Consider the following 18,542-nt stretch of genomic DNA (forward strand, 5'->3'; position numbering starts at 1 on the left):
CAATCAGGGGCGGAGGCGTCGGCGACGCTGAATTGGGTCGTCCAAACTCGTTCGAGCCCTTGGCGCTGCCGGTGGGGCTCGTAGAGGGGCGGACACCTACCCCCCCCTACCCCCAGAGTCAAGCGATTTAGGCCCGGATTAGAAAAGCGGGGCGGAGGATCTCTCCCCTGCCCCACCGGTGACTGCTCCCCGGGCCCCAGAGGGCCCGGAGAGGCGCCCTGACGGGCTTACTCTGCGGCCTGCTGCCCACCCGGCAGGGCGGGCTGGGAACCCGGCAGGCGCCCCTTGTCCCGCTGCGCAGCCAGGGACCGCAGGCGGTTCATGACAGACCCCGTGCCGGCCGGGATCAGGCGCCCGACGATCACGTTCTCCTTCAGCCCCTCCAGGCGGTCCACCTTGCCGGCCACGGCCGCCTCGGTGAGCACCCGGGTCGTCTCCTGGAAGGAGGCGGCCGAGATGAAGGAGTTGGTCTGCAGGCTGGCCTTGGTGATGCCCTGGAGCACCGGCTCGGCCCGGGCGGGCCGCTCCTTCGCCGCCAGCCGCTTCTCGTTCTCGATGTCGAACTCGATACGGTCCACCTGCTCGCCAATCAGGTAAGTCGTGTCGCCGGGCTCGATGATCTCGACCTTCTGCAGCATCTGGCGAACGATCACCTCGATGTGCTTGTCGTTGATTTTCACGCCCTGCAGTCGATAGACGTCCTGGATCTCGTTCACGAGGTAGTTCGCGAGAGCCTCGACGCCCAGCACGCGCAGGATGTCGTGCGGCACGCGCGGGCCGTCCACCAACGGGTCACCGGAACGGACATAGTCGCCCTCCTGGACGGAGACGTGCTTGCCCTTGGGCACCAGGTACTCGCGGGAGGCAGGCTGCTCGTCGCCGACGGCGTCCGGCACGACCACGATGCGGCGCTTGGCCTTGTAGTCCTTCCCGAACTCCACCCGGCCGTCGATGTCGCTTATGATCGCGGCATCCTTCGGCCGGCGCGCCTCGAACAACTCCGCCACGCGCGGCAGGCCGCCCGTGATGTCGCGGGTCTTGGACGATTCGCGGGGCAGCCGGGCGATGATGTCGCCGGCATGCACCGTGGCGCCGTTCTCCACGTTCAGGATCGAGGCCGGCTGCAGCGCGAACTGCGCGACGACTCGGCCGCCTTCCCGCAGCACGATGCTGGGGCGGAGATTGGCGTTCTTGGCCCGCTCGACCGGCTCGCGCACGACCTTGGAGGTGAGGCCCGTCACCGGGTCCGTCTCCTCATAGAGGGTGAAGCCCTCGATCAGGTCGGTGTACTCCACCACGCCCGCGCGATCGATGATGATCGGCAGGGTGAAGGGGTCCCACTCAGCCAGCTTCTGGGCGCGGGTGACCTCCGCCGTGTCGCCGATCAGCAGCCTTGCGCCGTAGGGCACGCGGTAGCGGGCACGCTCGCGGCCCTGCGCATCGCTCAGCACGATCTCGCAGTTACGGCTCATCACGATCGTGACGCCCTCGCTGTTCGTCACGACCTGCTTGTTCACGACCTTCGCCGTGCCGTCGCTGGTCGCCTCGACATGCGCCTGCTCCGCCGAACGCTGCGCCGCACCACCGATGTGGAAGGTACGCATGGTCAGCTGCGTGCCCGGCTCGCCGATGGACTGGGCGGCGATGACGCCGACCGCCTCACCGGTGTTGACCGGAGTGCCGCGGGCGAGGTCGCGCCCGTAGCACATGCCGCAGACGCCCTGGCGCGCATCACAGGTCAGGACGGAGCGGATATAGGCTTCCTCCACCCCGGCCTGCTCGGCCTGGTCCGCCACCACCTCGTCGATCAGCGTGTCGCGCGGCGCGATCACGGTTCCCGACTCGGGATCGATGATGTCGCGCTGCGCCGTCCGGCCCAGGATCCGCTCGGACAGGGAGGACACCACCTCGCCGCCATCCATCACGGCGCGAACCGTGATGCCGCGCTCGGTGCCGCAGTCGTTGTCGACGATGATGCAGTCCTGCGCCACGTCCACAAGCCGGCGCGTAAGATAGCCCGAGTTCGCCGTCTTCAGCGCCGTATCCGCGAGGCCCTTACGGGCGCCGTGGGTGGAGTTGAAGTACTCAAGGACGGTCAGGCCTTCCTTGAAGTTCGAGATGATCGGCTGCTCGATGATCTCGCCCGAGGGCTTGGCCATCAGGCCGCGCATGCCGGCGAGCTGGCGCATCTGCGCCGGCGACCCACGCGCACCGGAATGGGACATCATCCACACCGAGTTGGTCGGCTTGCCGGCCTCCTGGCGGGAGATCTCCTTCATCATCGCGCCGGCGACCTCCTCGGTCGCACGCGACCAGGCGTCCACCACCTTGTTGTAGCGCTCGCCCGCGGTGATCAGGCCATCGAGGTACTGCTGCTCGAACTCCTTCACCTCGCCCTTCGTGCGATCGATCATCTCGGCCTTGGAAGCCGGGATCATCATGTCGTTCTTGCCGAAGGAGATGCCCGCCTTCGCCGCGTTGCGGAAGCCGAGGCCCATCAGGCGGTCGGCGAAGATCACCGATTCCTTCTGGCCGCAATGGCGGTACACGGCGTCGATCACGTCCGAGATGCTGCGCTTGGTCAGCTGCCGGTTGATGATCGAGTAGGGCAGGTTCGGATGATGCGGCAGCAGCGTGCCCATCATCAGCCGGCCCGGCGTGGTGATGACGGTCTCGCGGCTCGGCTTGCCATCCTTGAAGGAGGGAACCGCTGCCAGGATGGCCGTGTGCAGGTTCACGACACCGGCGGCCAGCGCCTGCTCCACCTCGCCAAGCCCGTCGAAGACGGTCGGGCGGTAGGAAAGCGCGTCGCGCTCCTCCTCGGTCAGGGAGCCGGCGGCCTTGCCCGACGCACCGTTGATCAGGACGCGAACGGCCTCGATCTTCGCCTGGTCCGCACGGAACTCCGGCGTCTCCAGGCTCAGATAATAGAGGCCCAGCACGATGTCCTGGCTCGGCACGATGATCGGCTTGCCGTTCGCGGGGCTGAGGATGTTGTTCGTGGACATCATCAGCACGCGCGCCTCCAGCTGGGCCTCAAGGCTCAGCGGGACGTGCACGGCCATCTGGTCGCCGTCGAAGTCCGCGTTGAAGGCGGTGCAGACCAGCGGGTGAAGCTGGATCGCCTTGCCCTCGACGAGGATCGGCTCGAAGGCCTGGATGCCCAGGCGGTGCAGCGTCGGCGCCCGGTTCAGCATCACCGGGTGCTCGCGGATCACCTCCTCGAGGATGTCCCAAACCTCCGGCCGCTCCTTCTCCACCATCCGCTTGGCGGCCTTGATGGTGGTGGCGTGGCCGTACTTCTCGAGCTTGGAGTAGATGAAGGGCTTGAAGAGCTCGAGCGCCATCTTCTTCGGCAGGCCGCACTGGTGCAGCTTCAGCTCGGGACCAACCACGATCACCGAACGGCCGGAATAGTCGACGCGCTTGCCGAGCAGGTTCTGACGGAACCGGCCCTGCTTGCCCTTCAGCATGTCGGACAGCGACTTCAGCGGGCGCTTGTTGGCACCCGTGATGGCGCGGCCGCGGCGGCCATTGTCGAACAGCGCGTCCACGGCCTCCTGCAGCATGCGCTTCTCGTTGCGGACGATGATGTCCGGCGCGCGCAGCTCGATCAGCCGCTTCAAGCGGTTGTTACGGTTGATGACGCGGCGGTACAGGTCGTTCAGGTCCGAGGTCGCGAAGCGGCCACCGTCCAGCGGCACCAGCGGGCGCAGCTCGGGCGGGATCACCGGCACGACGTCCAGGATCATCCACTCCGGGCGCGCGCCGCCCTCGGCGAAAGCCTCGATCAGCTTCAGCCGCTTCACCAGCTTCTTGCGCTTCGCCTCGGAGGTGGTCTCCTTCAGCTCCGCGCGCAGGCGGGTGCTCTCCTTGCCGAGCTCGATGCCGGTCAGCATCTGCTTCACGGCCTCGGCGCCGATGCCGACAGTGAACGCGTCCTCGCCGAACTCGTCCATCTTGGTCTGGTAAGCGTCCTCGGTCAGCAGCTGGTGCAGCTTGAGGTCGGTCAGGCCCGGCTCGAGAACCACGTAGCTCTCGAAATACAGAACCTTCTCCAGCTCCTTCAGCGACATGTCGACCATCAGTCCGACGCGGCTGGGCAGGGACTTCATGAACCAGATATGCGCGACCGGCGAGGCGAGCTCGATATGGCCCATGCGCTCACGGCGCACCTTGGCCAGCGTCACCTCGACGCCGCACTTCTCGCAGATGATGCCGCGGAACTTCATCCGCTTGTACTTGCCGCACAGGCATTCGTAGTCCTTGATCGGACCGAAGATGCGCGCGCAGAACAGCCCGTCCCGCTCCGGCTTGAAGGTGCGGTAGTTGATCGTCTCGGGCTTCTTGATCTCGCCATAGGACCAGGAGCGGATCTGCTCCGGGGAGGCGATCGTGATCTTGATCTGATCGAAGGTGACGGCCTGGCCGGTCTGGCCAAGGATCTTCATCAGCTCGTTCATGGGGCCTTCCTTCTAAGTCCAGCCTGCCGTGCTTTCGCACGACGAAATCAGCAGCCGGCCCCGCTGGGAAGGGGCCGGCGCGATCCTTGTCAGTCCTCGGTCAGGTGCCGCGATTCTCGAGGTCCACGTTCAGGCCAAGGCTCTTCAGCTCCTTGGTGAGAACGTTGAAGCTCTCGGGAATGCCGGCCTCGAAGCTGTCCTGGTCACGGACGATCGCCTCATAGACCTTGGTGCGGCCGGACACGTCGTCCGACTTCACCGTCAGCATCTCCTGCAGAGTGTAGGCGGCGCCATAGGCCTCCAGCGCCCAGACCTCCATCTCGCCGAAGCGCTGGCCGCCGAACTGCGCCTTGCCGCCCAGCGGCTGCTGGGTAACGAGCGAGTAGGGGCCGATCGAGCGGGCGTGGATCTTGTCGTCAACGAGGTGGTGCAGCTTCAGCATGTAGATGTAGCCGACCGTCACCTTGCGCTCGAACAGCTCGCCGGAGCGGCCATCGACCAGCTGCACCTGGCCGGAGGTGTCGAGCCCCGCCATGGTCAGCATGTTCTCGATGTCCGAGATCCGGGCGCCGTCGAAGACCGGTGTCGCGATGGGCACGCCACGCTTCAGGTTCTCGCCAAGCTCGAGCAACTGGTCCTCGCTCATGTTGACGATGTCACGGTCGGTGACCTCATCCCCATAGACGTCTCGCAGCTTCTCGATCAGCGCCTCGCGGGCTGCGCCGACACGCCGATAGTCCTCCACCAGCTCGCCGATCTGCTTGCCGATGTTCGCGCAGGCCCAGCCTAGATGCGTCTCCAGGATCTGGCCGATGTTCATGCGCGAAGGCACGCCCAGCGGGTTCAGAACCAGGTCCACCGGCGTGCCGTCCTCCAGGAACGGCATGTCCTCGATCGGCACGACGCGGGAAACGACGCCCTTGTTGCCGTGACGGCCGGCCATCTTGTCGCCCGGCTGAAGCTTGCGCTTCACCGCCACGAACACCTTGACCTGCTTCATCACGCCGGGCGGCAGCTCGTCACCGCGCTGCAGCTTCTCGACCTTGCTCTCGAAGCGCTTCTGCAGGCGCTCCACAGCCGCGTCGAACTCGCGCTTCAGCGCCTCGAGCTGCGCCTGGGCGGCGTCGTCCGAAACGGCAATCTGGCGCCAGGTCATGCGGTTGAACTCGGACAGCACCTCGTCGGTGATGACCGTGCCCTGCTTCACGCCCTTGAAGCCACCAGCCGCCTTGCGGTTCAGCAGGATCTCGCGAAGACGCCCGGTGAAGGAACGCTCCTGGATGGCCCGCTCGTCGTCGCGGTCCTTGGCCAGGCGCTCGATCTCGGCGCGCTCGATCGCCATGGCGCGCTCGTCCTTGTCCACGCCGCGGCGGGAGAAGACGCGCACGTCCACGATGGTGCCCGAGACACCCGGCGGCAGGCGCAGCGAGGTGTCGCGCACGTCCGAGGCCTTCTCGCCGAAGATCGCGCGGAGCAGCTTCTCCTCCGGCGTCATCGGGCTCTCGCCCTTCGGCGTGACCTTGCCGACCAGGATGTCGCCCGGATGCACCTCGGCGCCGATATAGACGATGCCGGCCTCGTCGAGGTTCCGCAGCGCCTCCTCGCCGACATTCGGGATGTCGCGGGTGATCTCTTCCTGGCCCAGCTTGGTGTCGCGGGCGCTGACCTCGAACTCGTCGATATGGATCGAGGTGAAGATGTCCTCCTGGGCGATGCGCTCGCTGATCAGGATGGAGTCTTCGAAGTTGTAGCCGTTCCAGGGCATGAAGGCGCAGAGCGCGTTGCGGCCCAGGGCCAGCTCGCCCAGCTCCGTGGACGGACCGTCGGCGATGATGTCCCCGGCACGCACCTCGTCGCCCACGCGCACCAGCGGACGCTGGTTGATGCAGGTGGACTGGTTGGAGCGCTGGAACTTGCGCAGGCGGTAGATGTCCACGCCCTGGGTGGTGCCGTCCTCGCCGGTGGCACGCACCACGATGCGGGCGCCGTCGATGCTGTCCACCACGCCATCGCGGCGGGCCACGATGGAGGCGCCGGAGTCCCGCGCGACAGCGGCCTCCATGCCCGTGCCCACCAGCGGCGCGTCGGACTTCACCAGCGGCACGGCCTGGCGCTGCATGTTCGAGCCCATGAGCGCACGGTTCGCGTCGTCGTTCTCAAGGAACGGGATCAGCGCCGCGGCCACGGAGACGAGCTGCTTCGGCGACACGTCGATCGCGGTGACCTCTTCCGGCTTCACCAGCCGGAAGTCGCCACCCTGGCGCACCGAGACCAGCTCCGAACGGAACTCGCCGCTCTCGCGGTCCACCTCGGCGTCGGCCTGGGCAACCACAAGGCGCTCCTCCTCCATGGCGGAGAGGTAGCGCGGCTCACCCGTGATCTTGCCGTCGCGCACCATCTGGTACGGCGTCTCGATGAAGCCGTACTTGTTCACCTTGGCGAAGGTGGCCAGCGAGTTGATCAGGCCGATATTCGGGCCTTCCGGCGTCTCGATCGGGCAGATGCGGCCGTAATGCGTCGGGTGCACGTCGCGCACCTCGAAGCCGGCGCGTTCACGCGTCAGACCGCCCGGGCCAAGCGCCGAGAGGCGGCGCTTATGCGTCACCTCGGAAAGCGGATTGGTCTGGTCCATGAACTGCGACAGCTGGGACGAGCCGAAGAACTCGCGCACCGCGGCCGCCGCCGGCTTGGCGTTGATCAGGTCCGTCGGCATCACCGTGTCGATGTCGACCGAGCCCATGCGCTCCTTGATGGCGCGCTCCATGCGGAGCAGGCCGACGCGGTACTGGTTCTCCATCAGTTCGCCGACCGAACGCACCCGGCGGTTGCCGAGGTTGTCGATGTCGTCGATCTGGCCCTTGCCGTCCTTCAGCTCGAGCAGCGTCTTCACGGTGGCCAGGATGTCCTGCTTGCGCAGGGTGCGCTGCGTGTCCGGCACGTCGTTCAGCGAGAAGCCGAGGCGCATGTTCATCTTCACGCGGCCGACCGCGGAAAGGTCATAGCGCTCGCCGTCGAAGAACAGGCCGCGGAACAGCGTCTCGGCCGTTTCCGGCGTCGGCGGCTCGCCCGGGCGCATGACCCGGTAGATGTCCATCAGCGCGTCGTCGCGATTGGAGTTCTTGTCCACCGCGAGCGTGTTGCGCATCCAGGGGCCGACCGTGGAATCGATCGCCAGGGTGGGCAGGCGGTCATAGCCGGCAGCCTCAATGGCGGCGAGCTTGGCCTCGGTCAGCTCCTCGCCCGCCTCGGCATGGATCTCGCCGGTGGACATGTCCACCAGGTCCTCGGCGACGAAGCGGCCCAACAGGTCGGCGCGGCCGACGAGCACCTCCTTGGTGCCCTCCTCCGCGATCTTGCGCGCGGCGCGCGGGTTCAGCTTCGTGTCCTTGGGGGCCACGACCTGCCCGGTGGAGGCGTCGATCAGGTCCTCGGTGAGCTTCAGGCCACGGAAGGCCTCGGGCTCATAGGGGCGCGACCAGCCCTGCTTGCCGCGGGAGAAGACGACCTGGCCGTAGAAGGTGGACAGGATCTCCTGCGCGTCCATGCCGCGCACCTCGCCCGCCTCAAGGGCGGCATCGCCGCGCTCGGCGCGCTTGCCCTCGGTCTCGGCGGAATCCAGGGCGTAGAGCAGGGTCGAGGCCGGCAGCTTGCGCTTCCGGTCGATGCGGACATAGCAGATGTCCTTGGCATCAAACTCGAAGTCGAGCCAGGAGCCGCGATAGGGGATGACGCGGGCGGCGAAGAGATACTTGCCCGAGGAGTGCGTCTTGCCCTTGTCATGGTCGAAGAACACGCCCGGCGAGCGGTGCATCTGCGAGACGATGACGCGCTCGGTCCCGTTGACGATGAAGGTGCCGTTGTCCGTCATGAGCGGGATGTCGCCCATGTAGACGCCCTGCTCCTTGATGTCGCGGATCGAGCGGGACCCGGTGTCCTCGTCGATGTCCCAGACGATCAGGCGCAGATGGGCCTTCAGCGGGGCGGCATAGGTCAGCCCGCGCTGGATGCACTCCTCGACGTCGTACTTCGCCTCCTCGAACTCGTAGCGCACGAATTCCAGGCTGCCGCGACCGGCAAAGTCGTTGATCGGAAAAACGCTCTTGAAAACTTCCTGGAGGCCGGCATTCGCCCGCATCTCGGGCGAAACCTCCATCTGCAGGAAGGCCTCATAGGACGCGCGCTGCACGTCGATGAGGTTCGGCATCGGCGCCACCTCGGGCAGCCGCCCGAAGGACTTGCGGATGCGCTTGCGCCCGGTGAAGCCCTTACCCTCGAAACCCTTCGAGATCGCGTTCATGCCAGCCCTGCGTCCCTTCGCCTACCCGGCGGACCCGGGCGCCGCCGCGCGCCCCGTTCCCCCGCAACACCACCGGACGGCACCCGCCATCCGGCGAAAAGCGGGCGCGGGCGGAAACCCGTAGGTCTCCGCCCGGCCCTTCGAACCAGTATGTTCCCCCGACCAGATAGGGTCGGGGGAGACGCCGATGAAGGTCTTACTTGACCTCAACCTTGGCGCCGTTCTCCTCGAGGACCTTGCGGATCTTCTCCGCCTCATCCTTCGAGACGCCTTCCTTCACGGTCTTCGGAGCGCCCTCGACCAGGTCCTTGGCCTCCTTCAGGCCCAGGCCGGTGATCGTGCGGATCTCCTTGATGACGTTGATCTTCTTGTCACCGCCGCTGGCGAGGATGACGGTGAACTCCGTCTGCTCCTCAGCCGCGGGGGCGGCAGCGCCACCACCGGCAGCCGGGGCCGCGGCCACGGCGACGGGCGCCGCGGCGGAAACGCCCCACTTCTCCTCGAGCATCTTGGAGAGCTCAGCGGCCTCCAGGACGGTGAGGGAGGACAGCTCGTCGACGAGCTTCGCGAGATCGGCCATGATTGTATCCTTCGATCTAATGGCTTGGCTTGATGTTTGCAACCCCGGGCGCCACCGTCAGCGGCAACCAGCCCGGGGATACGGCGTTTCAGGCGGCTTCCGCGCCCTCTGAGGCAGACCCATCCTTGTCGGCATAGGCCTTGAACACCCGCGCCAGCTGCCCGGCCGGAGCCTGCAGCACGCCCGCGATGCGCGTCGCCGGGGTCTGGATCAGACCCAGCAGCTGCGCCCGCAGCGTCTCGAGCGAGGGCAGCTCGGACAGAGCCCGGACGCCAGCGACGTCCAGGGTCTGGGTCCCGATCGCCCCGCCCAGGATCACGAACTTGTCGTTACCCTTGGCGAACTCCACGGCGGTCTTCGCCACGGCCACCGGGTCCTTCGACCACGCAAGCGCGGTCGGGCCCTTCAGCAGCGGCGAGATGCCCTGGAAGCGGGTGCCCTCGAGGGCGAGATTGGCCAGCCGGTTCTTAGCGACCTTGTACGTCGCACCGGCCGCCCGCATCCGGCGCCGCAGATCATCCACCGCCGCGACCGTCAGCCCGTTGTTCTGGGCGACGAGCACGAAGGAGGTGTCGGCGAACACCGAACCGAGGGTGGCGACGAACTCGCGCTTCTCCGTACGGTCCATTCCCGTCTCCTACGATTAACCGGCGCCTTGTGGAGGGGCCCCGGCGGTTCACGCAGGGACAGCCCCGATGGGGCCATCCCGGTTCGCCTGTCAGAAATAAGCCGGAAGCCAAGCCAAGCCTGCCGGTCAGAACCGGCAGATCCGTGTCTCTGGCACCCCGTCTCCCCGTTGCGGGCTCTCGCCCTTCAAGCCGTCCCTTTCTCGAAGGATGGGCACATCAGGTCTCGGACAGGTCAGGCGGGTTGCCCCGCCTTGCCCGCCCACCCCGCGAAGGGTGGGCGTATCTCGTGCCCCGGGCCGGAAGCCCGGGGCGTCAAACTCAGGCGGAGAGGCTCGCCACGTCCACCTTCAGGCCAGGGCCCATGGAGGAGGACACCGCCACCTTCTTCACATAGGTGCCCTTGGCGCCGGCCGGGCGGGCGCGCTGGATGGCGTCCACGAAAGCCTTGGCGTTCTCGAGCAGCTTGTCAGCCTCGAAGCTCGCCTTGCCGATGCCGGCATGCACGATGCCGGCCTTCTCGGCGCGGAACTCCACCTGGCCCGCCTTGGCGGCCGTGACGGCGCCCTTCACGTCCATGGTGACGGTGCCGAGCTTGGGGTTCGGCATCAGGCCGCGCGGGCCGAGGATCTTACCCAGGCGCCCGACGATGCCCATCATGTCCGGGGTGGCGATGCAGCGGTCGAAATTGATCGTCCCGCCCTGCACGGCCTCCAGCAGGTCCTCGGCGCCAACCACGTCGGCGCCGGCGGCCTTCGCCTCCTCCGCCTTCGGGCCGCGGGCGAAGACGCCGACGCGCACGGTCTTGCCCGTGCCGTTCGGCAGGCCGACCACGCCGCGGACCATCTGGTCGGCATGGCGCGGGTCGATGCCCAGGTTCATCGAGATCTCGATCGTCTCATCGAACTTGGCGTTGGCGCTGGCCTTCACCGTCGCGATGGCCTCGGCCAGCGCGTAGTTCTTCTCGAGGTCCAGGCCCTCGGCGATCTTGCGGAGACGCTTGCCCTGCTTGGCCATCGATCAGCCCTCCACCACCGTCATGCCCATGGCGCGGGCAGAACCGGCCAGCATGCGAACCGCGGCCTCTTCGGTCTCGCAGTTCATGTCCTTCATCTTCACCTTGGCGATCTCGGCCAGCTGCGTCTTCGTCACGCGGCCCACGGCACCGCCCTTGCCCGGAGTCTGGGAGCCCTTCTCCAGCTTCGCCGCCTTCAGCAGGAAGTAGGTGTTGGGCGGGGTCTTGGTGATGAAGGAGAAGGTGCGGTCCGAATAGGCGGTGATCACCACCGGCGTCGGGGTCCCGGGCTCCATGCCCTGGGTGGCCGCGTTGAATTCCTTCACGAACTGCATAATGTTCAGGCCGCGCTGACCCAGCGCGGGGCCCACCGGCGGCGACGGGTTCGCCTTGCCGGCCGGGATCTGCAGCTTGATGTAGCCGACGATCTTCTTCGCCATTCTCTGGCACCTCTCGTGTTCAGAGGCCCGCGGTACTCACGACCCGTCCCCGATAGGCTGGGGCCGGACCTCCCGCGTTCCTTTTCATTCCCTTGGCGGGAAACGCGCGGCGGCCGGGCGGGGAAGACCCCAGCCCGGCCGGCGCGGGGGCGGCATATAGGCCTGCTGGGACGGAGAGTCCAGCAATAGTTTCACCGCCCCTGCAAGCCGGGCGGTCCTGCCCGTCCCGGCCTGTCAGATCACGTCCCGGTTCACGTCCTTGTAGAGCAGGTACTCGCAGACTTCCGCCCCCGTCGCGTAGATCTGCTGGGGGACATAGGGGCCCATCCACACGAAGTCGTCGGTCCAGAGCTCATGCCAGTCCCGCCCGAGCAGCTGGAGAGCCTGGCCCTGGAGCATGACCATCCCGTGCTCCATCACATGCGTCTCCACGCACCAGAAATGCGCGCCGGGCGCGTAGCACATGATGTTCATCTCGAAGTCCATCGGCATCTCGCGAAGGCCGAGGAGGCAGATGCGCCAGCGGGGGCCGCTTTCCTCGCGCAATGCCGTATCACGGTGGCCGATGAGCACCTTCGGCCCGGGCACGCCGGCGGCGGGCTGGTAGGGCTTGCGGACCCAAATGGCCCGCGCCTCCCCCTCCCCGGCGTTGCGGACCGCATAGGGCACGCCCTGGGGCACATAGGCATAGCCGCCGGCGCCCAGGCTGTGGGTGACCCCTTCCACCGTCACCTCCAGCACCCCGGCCCGGACATAGAGGAAGGCCTGCACGCCATCATCCACCGGCCCCGCGCTGCCGGCGCCCGGCGGCAGCAGCAGAACTGCCTGGGTGAAGCGGGCCCCCATCTGCCGGCTGGCCTGGAAGCGGATGACGCAGCCCGGCCAGTTCGGCAGGAGGCTGTCCATGATCCCCTCTGGCGGGAAGACGCAGTAGCTCGGCGCCAGCATGGTCCGGTTGTGGCCGATGATGCCGGGCGGGGGATTGGGAGTGGGGACGCGCATGGGCCTGCCTTGGGGTGATCGGGGGGGGGGGATGATCCGGGCGTGGGCGCCTTGCAAGGCACACGCCGGAGCGCCCGGCCCCGGGGGAACGCGGGCAAGAAAAAGGCCGCGCCGGATGACCGGCGCGGCCCTTGGGGCGCGTGGGCCGGAGCGGCCCGCGGGTCAGGCCTTCTCGACCTGCCCGTATTCCAGTTCCACCGGCGTGGCGCGGCCGAAGATCGAGACCGAGACCTTCACCCGGCCCTTCTCCTCGTCCACTTCCTCCACCACGCCATTGAAGCTGGTGAAGGGGCCATCGGCCACGCGGACATTCTCGCCCACTTCGAAGGTGATGGAGGGACGGCGCGGCTTCTCGGCGTTGTCCTGCACCTGCTGCAGCATCCGCATCGCCTCGCGCTCCGGGATGGGGCTTGGCTTGTTGCGGGCACCGAGGAAGCCGGTCACCTTCGGCGTGTCCTTCACCAGGTGCCAGGCGTCGTCGGTCATTTCCATCTTCACGAGCACATAGCCCGGGAAGAACTTCCGCTCGGTGTTGACCTTCTGCCCGCGGCGCACCTCGACCACCTCCTCGGAGGGGACGAGCACGTCCTCGATCTTGTCAGCCAGGCCCTTCTGGGCCGCCTGCTCCTTGATCTGGCTCGCGATCTTCTTCTCGAAGCCGGAGTAGACGTGGACGACGTACCACTTCTTGTCGGCCATGGCCGCGAAGCTCCCGATCTCTGGCGCTCCCCGCCTCCGGCCCTGGCCCTGTGGCCCGGCCTCCAGCGAGGGCGCGAATCAATCCGCCGTCAGGCGAACCCGAACAGCAGGCGCATGGCCAGCTGGATGAGCCAATCCGTCACCAGGAAGAAGACGGCCGCGAGCGCCGAGAGCGCCAGCACCAGCCCTGTGGTGATCAGCGTCTCCTTGCGGCTCGGCCAGGTGACCCGGCCGATCTCCTGCCGAACGTCACGCAGATAACCTGCGGGGTTGAAACCGGCCAACTCAGGCTCCTCCCGGCGCCGGGGCCCAGTAACGCCCCCACGAGTCGATCTGGCGGGAGGTGTCCCTGGACCATCCAGGCGCGATGCCCGTGAAAATGGTTTTGCGCGGCCCGCCCTGGCAGGGGCGGAGGGTCTCGAACCCCCAACCTCCGGTTTTGGAGACCGGCGCTCTAGCCAATTGAGCTACGCCCCTAGCGGGTCCGCGCAGGGGGCGTGCCTTACGGCACTGCGCGGCGGATGTCGAGGGGCCGCGTCGAAACATCTCACGATCGGGGCATCGACCAGTGCCGCGCAAAGGTCAGCCGGGCTTCCCGGGCCATTCCATGGGCCCACCACGCCCCCTACCCCACCCCCGCCCTGGCAGGCGCCGTGCCCGCCGCAACGGATTCGCGGGAACCGGCTGGCGGGGCCTCAGCGGGGCACGCGCTCGGTGTAGTCCTGGCACAGCACGCGCAGCGCGGCGCGCTGGAAGGAAACGGGATCCCGCGTGTCGATCTGGTGCTGGTTCAGCGCCAGGAAGAGGTAACGCCGGATGAAGCCCGGGTCGTGCCTCGCCTCGGCTTCGGCGAGGGCCGCGGGGGCTGCTTCCGGCTCGGCCATGGCCGTGGCCGCCACCTGGTACTCGGCCTTTCCCGCGGCGATGACCGGCTTACCGTGCAGCAGCGCCTCGAATCCCACCCCGGAATTCAGCGTCATCACGGCGCGGGCGCGCCGGATCAGCAGGTGGATGGAGGCGCGGCTGACTGCCACCAGCCCCGGCCAGGCAGCCACCAGCACGTCGATGAGGCGCGCGACGGCCGGGTCGGTGCAATGGGGGTGGCGTTTCAGCATCACCGGGATACCCGCCGCCGCCAGGGCGACGACCATCCGGTGCATGCCCTCCAGATAGGGCGAATCGAAGCTCTTGAGAGCGATGACGGAGTCGTTCGGCAGTTGGAGCGGGACGAAGACGAAGCCCTCCCCCTCCACCGCCAGCCCGTTCTCCTGGCGGTATTTGGACCGCCCCTCGGCCAGGAATGGAAGGATCGTCCCGGTATGGAAGGCATCGGCGGTGGACTGGTCCACCGCCAGCACCTCCCGCCGTTCCAGCTGCGCCAGGGAGGACCAGCCGGCATAGCCCAGCCGGTCGAAGATCAGCATGTGCGGCAGGGCTGCCTGTGCGTAGTTCCAGCGGCCCGTCGCCTTGACGCTGCCATGCCACATCAGGCGGATCAGGTGGGCACCGGGGAGGAACCCGTCCAAGGGCTCATGGGGCGAATGCAGCAGCAGCGGCGCATTCGCAGCCGCCAGGACGGGCAGCAGCCCGTCCCTCAGCACCCGCTGCTCCGGCGCCTCGACCCGGTGCGACATGGTCCAGACCGGACGGCAGGCGGACTGGAGAAGGCGGATGGCGGGCATGGGATCGGCCACGCGCCAGGTCTCCCGCCCCATCTTGCGCACGATGGGCAGGAAGTCAGTCCGCCCCTTCCAGAAGGCGGCCTCCAGCGCCGCCCCCTCTGGGATGGACAGCGTCGCCTCATCCGTCAGGGGCATGGCGCGGCTCAGCCCCGCGCCGGTGGGTCCTGCACCACCAGGGTGCGGGCCAGCCGGTCATGCCAGCATTGCCGGCGCGGATCCCAGAGCATCCAGAAATAGCCGAGGCCCAGGGGCAGGCCGGAAAGGATGTAGCCGAAATAGCGCAGCACCAGGCGCGGCCAGGGCGGCATGCCTCCGGTTTCGGCATCCACGACGCGAAGCCGGAACAGCATCTTGCCCGGTGTTGCCTGCCGCGTGGCCCAGAAAAGCAGGATGATCAGCGCGGAGATCAGCTGAAGCAGCAGATCCGCCCCGGGCGAGAGCTCCTGTCCGCCCCGCGCCAGTTCACCCAGCAGCACCAGTGCCATACCAAGGGGCAGCATCCAGGCAGCGTCGATCAGCTGCGCCCCGACCCGCACCCAGAAACCCGCCAGCTCCACGCCGCGCCGCTCGGCCATCCTGTCCTCCACGCCCGCCCGGTTGTCCGTGCGGCGGCAGGGCTTGTCCAGCCCCGGCCCTCTGCGCAGCGGCTTTCAGGCCGGGGACGCTACGTCCACGCCCCGCCCGGGCCAGGCCCCGGTCTCAAGTGGCAGTCGGTCGCCCATGACGCGGCGCAGCGCGTCCTCCATGCCCCAGAGCGCCAGGGTAAAGCGCTGGTGGCGCCCGGCCAGCGGATCGCCGGGCGGCGGCTCCCCCACGGCCCGCTGGTCCACCTGCACCACCGTCGCCGGGTCCAGATCAGCCATGTTCGAGGCGGCACTGGCGACATGGTAGACGATGGCCGGCCGCCGCAGCAGCCAGGATGCCACCACGCCCCCCGTGCCGAGGGTGGTGATCACCAGGTCGCAGCCCGCCAGCTCCGGAAGCTTGGCCAGGGCGTCGCGCCCGAAGATCCGGTACTGCGCGGCGATCGCCACCGGCAGATCGGCCGTGATCTCCGCGATCATGGTTTCGATCCGGTCGATCACCTCCCGGTCGCGCGGCCCGGCCTCGCCGGAGACGGTCCAGCCGTCCCACACCACCTCCAGGGCGCTGCCGTCCCGGGCACAGGCCTCGCCCAGCCTGGCCAGGACGAAGCGGAAGACCTCCACCGCATTCACCACCCGCTGCCGCTCCGCATCGAGCGAGATCGCCAGCCGGAAGCGCCGCCCGGTGACGGGTCCGTCGTCCGGCCCGATCCGGGATGCCAGGCGCCGCCGGAGCCAATCCCCCCCGGGCTGAATGTTGGTGCGGTAAACGCGATGCGCGTCGTAGCCCGCCTCGAGAAGCGTCTCGGTGAGCACAGCCCCTTTCAGCATCAGCCGGTCCAGCGGCGCGAGAGCGGGGATGACAGCGAAAGGGTCCATCGCGCACCAGTCCGTCACCTGCACCAGCAGGCCGCCGCCCCGCCCGAAGCGCAGCAGCGCCTCCTCCTGTGCGTCGAGATAGGCGAGGCTCTCGCGGATGAAGTGGCTGGGCCGGTTGTCGCCGATCACATAGGCACGGCGCAGCCCGGTGGCCCTGGCGCGCCACAGCCAGTCCCTCCATGGCCGGGGATGGTGCAGGAAGTGCCCCAGGAAGGTGCCCAGCACCTGGCGCATGGGAAGGCGGTAATCCGTGAGAACGAGGAACAGGTTCTCCGCGGGATGGTAGAGGCCGACCGGCATGTAGCCGATGCCGATCAGCACGATCAGCCGACCGTCATCGAGACAGGGGGTCACCTGGTACTGAGCCAGGGGCAGGCTGCCGAGGATCGAGGCCTCCCCGCCCGAGAGCGGTGACGGGATGGTCCGCCCACCTTCATGCGGCAGGAAGGCCGCGTTCAGCGCGCCGTAACGCTCCATCCAGGCGGCATGGCGGTAATGGCGCCGGATGCGATCCAGCAAGGCCGCATCCGCCCCATGGGCACCCTGCCCGGGGCCGAGCGGACCGAACACATCCACGATCTCGCAGCGATCCGCGAGGGCGCCTGCATCGTAGGCGCGGTCGCGCTCGCGGCCGGGATAGCGGAAGAAGCGCGGATCCAGGCCACAGAGGGCAGCCAGATCCCGCGCGGCCTGGCGCACCACCTCGTCAGGGCCCTCGGGAAGGGCCTGGCGCGCCGGCCTGTCCGGATGCGGGCACTCCGGGCGGATAGCCAGCCGCGTGCCAAGGGCGCGGCGCAGCGCATCCTCCATCCCCCACAGCGCGATGGTGAAGCGCTGGTGCCGGATGGCCAGAGGGTCATCGGCGGGCGGCGCCCCGATGGCGCGCGGATCGACATCCACCGCCGTCCCGTCATCGAGGTAGTCGCGGTTCGAGAGTGCGCCGGGGTTGTGATAGACGATGGTGGGCCGCTGCAGCAGCCAGGAACACACCATCGCCCCTGTGCCGAGGGTGGTGATAGCCAGGTCGCAAAGCGCAAGCTCCGGCACCTTTTCCAGGGCCGAGAGGCCGAAGACCGGGCGCTGCAGCGCAGGGGGAGCAGGAAGCCCCGCCGTGATCGCCGCCACCATCGCCTCGATCCGCGCGATGACATCCCGGTCCCGCGCCGAGGGCGGGCCGGAGACGGTCCAGCCATCCCAGACCACCTCGAGAGCCGAGCCTTGCCCCGCACAGGCCTCGGCGAGCTTGCGAAGGGCGAATCGAAACACCTCCACCGCGTTCGACACGCGCTCCCGCTCGGCATCGAGGGAGATCATCACCCGGAAGCGCCGCCCCTCCCCCGCCCGGCCCCGCGCCCCGTCGATCATCGGCGCGAGGCGCTGCCGGAGCCATGCGGCATCCCGGTGGACCGTGAAGCGATAGACGCGGTGCGCGTCGAAGCCGGCGAGAAGCAGTACCTCGGTGAGTCCCTCGGCCCGGGTGGAGAGGGTCTCCAGCGGCGCCAGGAAGGGTAGGACCGCGGCGGGATCCATCGCGCACCATTCCGGCACCTTCACCAGCACGCCCCCGTCCCGGGCAAAGGCGGTGATCCGCTCCTCCTCGGCATCGAGATAGGCCAGGGACTGGCGGAGGAAATGGCCGGGGCGGTTGTCGCCGATCACGAAGGCCCGGCGCAGGCCACCCTCCATCGCCCGGCGCAGCCAGGACATCCAGGCGAAGGGACGCGCCGTCAAATGGTCCAGCACGGTGCGGAGCACCGCGGGGATGTCGAGGCGCATCGGGGTGAGGCAGAGGAACAGGCCCTGCGCCGCGTGGTACAGACCGACCGGCACGGCCCCAATCCCGATCAGGAGCACCAGCCTTCCCTGGTCGAGGCAAGCGGTCACCTGGCAGTGCTGGACCGTCATGCTCCCCAGGACCGGCATCTCCTCCCCGGAGAGCGGCGAGGCGAGCCGGCGCCCGCCCGCATGCGTGAGGAAGGCCTCGTTCAAGGCGAGGTAGCGCGGCAACCAGGCCTTGCGGACATACAGGGCGCGGCAGCGCGCCAGCAGCGCCTTGTCCCGCGCATGCGGCCCGTCCCCTGGGCCAGCCGGCCCGAACACATCGGCCAGCTCATAGCCCGTCGCAAGGACATGGCTGCCGAAGCCGGGCTCCAGCGGCTGGCGTGGCAGGCGCATGTGCCGGACATCGATGCCGCAGAGCTCCGCCAGTTCCCCGGCCGCCTGACGCCACGCCGCCTCGTCCTGCCGTGCCAAGCCAACAGCCTCCCGCGGGCCT

General features: G+C 68.2%; 12 protein-coding genes and 1 tRNA gene. All 13 read right to left on the bottom strand.

Annotation, left to right across the window (positions count from 1 at the left end; all coding sequences use genetic code 11):
• Window positions 1-227: 227 nt before the first annotated feature.
• Window positions 228-4,463 carry a DNA-directed RNA polymerase subunit beta' gene (gene rpoC, locus J8J14_RS09305; protein WP_209379222.1) on the bottom strand — a complete coding sequence of 1,412 codons (4,236 nt, stop codon included), beginning with the start codon at window positions 4,461-4,463 and terminating at the stop codon, window positions 228-230.
• Between the two features lie 100 nt (window positions 4,464-4,563).
• Window positions 4,564-8,760 (bottom strand): DNA-directed RNA polymerase subunit beta, encoded by a 4,197-nt coding sequence (rpoB, locus tag J8J14_RS09310; RefSeq protein ID WP_209379223.1) that lies wholly within the window; start codon window positions 8,758-8,760, stop codon window positions 4,564-4,566.
• 196 nt (window positions 8,761-8,956) lie between these two features.
• The gene (gene rplL, locus J8J14_RS09315) at window positions 8,957-9,340 is read right to left on the bottom strand and encodes a 50S ribosomal protein L7/L12 (protein WP_209379224.1); all 384 of its coding nucleotides are present in this window, start codon (window positions 9,338-9,340) and stop codon (window positions 8,957-8,959) included.
• A gap of 88 nt (window positions 9,341-9,428) precedes the next feature.
• Window positions 9,429-9,968, bottom strand: a complete 540-nt coding sequence (gene rplJ, locus J8J14_RS09320; protein ID WP_209379225.1) for a 50S ribosomal protein L10 — start codon at window positions 9,966-9,968, stop codon at window positions 9,429-9,431.
• A 319-nt stretch (window positions 9,969-10,287) separates the two neighbouring features.
• On the bottom strand, window positions 10,288-10,983 hold the full coding sequence (gene rplA / locus J8J14_RS09325) for a 50S ribosomal protein L1 (RefSeq protein WP_209379226.1): 696 nt from the start codon (window positions 10,981-10,983) through the stop codon (window positions 10,288-10,290).
• A 3-nt stretch (window positions 10,984-10,986) separates the two neighbouring features.
• Complete coding sequence (gene rplK / locus J8J14_RS09330; RefSeq protein WP_209379227.1) at window positions 10,987-11,421, bottom strand: 50S ribosomal protein L11; 435 nt, start codon at window positions 11,419-11,421, stop codon at window positions 10,987-10,989.
• 234 nt (window positions 11,422-11,655) lie between these two features.
• Window positions 11,656-12,423 carry a (S)-ureidoglycine aminohydrolase gene (gene allE, locus J8J14_RS09335; protein ID WP_209379228.1) on the bottom strand — a complete coding sequence of 256 codons (768 nt, stop codon included), beginning with the start codon at window positions 12,421-12,423 and terminating at the stop codon, window positions 11,656-11,658.
• Between the two features lie 162 nt (window positions 12,424-12,585).
• Complete coding sequence (nusG, locus tag J8J14_RS09340) at window positions 12,586-13,122, bottom strand: transcription termination/antitermination protein NusG (protein ID WP_209379229.1); 537 nt, start codon at window positions 13,120-13,122, stop codon at window positions 12,586-12,588.
• 89 nt (window positions 13,123-13,211) lie between these two features.
• Window positions 13,212-13,406 (bottom strand): preprotein translocase subunit SecE, encoded by a 195-nt coding sequence (gene secE / locus J8J14_RS09345; protein WP_209379230.1) that lies wholly within the window; start codon window positions 13,404-13,406, stop codon window positions 13,212-13,214.
• A 116-nt stretch (window positions 13,407-13,522) separates the two neighbouring features.
• Window positions 13,523-13,599, bottom strand: a tRNA-Trp gene (locus J8J14_RS09350).
• A 218-nt stretch (window positions 13,600-13,817) separates the two neighbouring features.
• Window positions 13,818-14,939, bottom strand: a complete 1,122-nt coding sequence (locus J8J14_RS09355) for a capsular polysaccharide export protein, LipB/KpsS family (RefSeq protein ID WP_209379231.1) — start codon at window positions 14,937-14,939, stop codon at window positions 13,818-13,820.
• Between the two features lie 8 nt (window positions 14,940-14,947).
• Window positions 14,948-15,379, bottom strand: a complete 432-nt coding sequence (locus J8J14_RS09360; protein WP_209379232.1) for an RDD family protein — start codon at window positions 15,377-15,379, stop codon at window positions 14,948-14,950.
• A gap of 75 nt (window positions 15,380-15,454) precedes the next feature.
• Window positions 15,455-18,520 carry a hypothetical protein gene (locus J8J14_RS09365; RefSeq protein ID WP_209379233.1) on the bottom strand — a complete coding sequence of 1,022 codons (3,066 nt, stop codon included), beginning with the start codon at window positions 18,518-18,520 and terminating at the stop codon, window positions 15,455-15,457.
• Between the last annotated feature and the right edge of the window lie 22 nt (window positions 18,521-18,542).

Source organism: Pararoseomonas baculiformis (genome assembly GCF_017813395.1).
Taxonomy (GTDB): Bacteria; Pseudomonadota; Alphaproteobacteria; order Acetobacterales; family Acetobacteraceae; genus Roseomonas; species Roseomonas baculiformis.

Coding starts and splice junctions, on each gene's coding strand:
- J8J14_RS09355 (WP_209379231.1), bottom strand. CDS start 14,939: ATGCCCCTGACGGATGAGGCGACGCTGTCCATCCCAGAGGGGGCGGCG.
- rplK (WP_209379227.1), bottom strand. CDS start 11,421: ATGGCGAAGAAGATCGTCGGCTACATCAAGCTGCAGATCCCGGCCGGC.
- rplJ (WP_209379225.1), bottom strand. CDS start 9,968: ATGGACCGTACGGAGAAGCGCGAGTTCGTCGCCACCCTCGGTTCGGTG.
- rplL (WP_209379224.1), bottom strand. CDS start 9,340: ATGGCCGATCTCGCGAAGCTCGTCGACGAGCTGTCCTCCCTCACCGTC.
- nusG (WP_209379229.1), bottom strand. CDS start 13,122: ATGGCCGACAAGAAGTGGTACGTCGTCCACGTCTACTCCGGCTTCGAG.
- rpoB (WP_209379223.1), bottom strand. CDS start 8,760: ATGAACGCGATCTCGAAGGGTTTCGAGGGTAAGGGCTTCACCGGGCGC.
- rpoC (WP_209379222.1), bottom strand. CDS start 4,463: ATGAACGAGCTGATGAAGATCCTTGGCCAGACCGGCCAGGCCGTCACC.
- allE (WP_209379228.1), bottom strand. CDS start 12,423: ATGCGCGTCCCCACTCCCAATCCCCCGCCCGGCATCATCGGCCACAAC.
- J8J14_RS09360 (WP_209379232.1), bottom strand. CDS start 15,379: ATGGCCGAGCGGCGCGGCGTGGAGCTGGCGGGTTTCTGGGTGCGGGTC.
- rplA (WP_209379226.1), bottom strand. CDS start 10,983: ATGGCCAAGCAGGGCAAGCGTCTCCGCAAGATCGCCGAGGGCCTGGAC.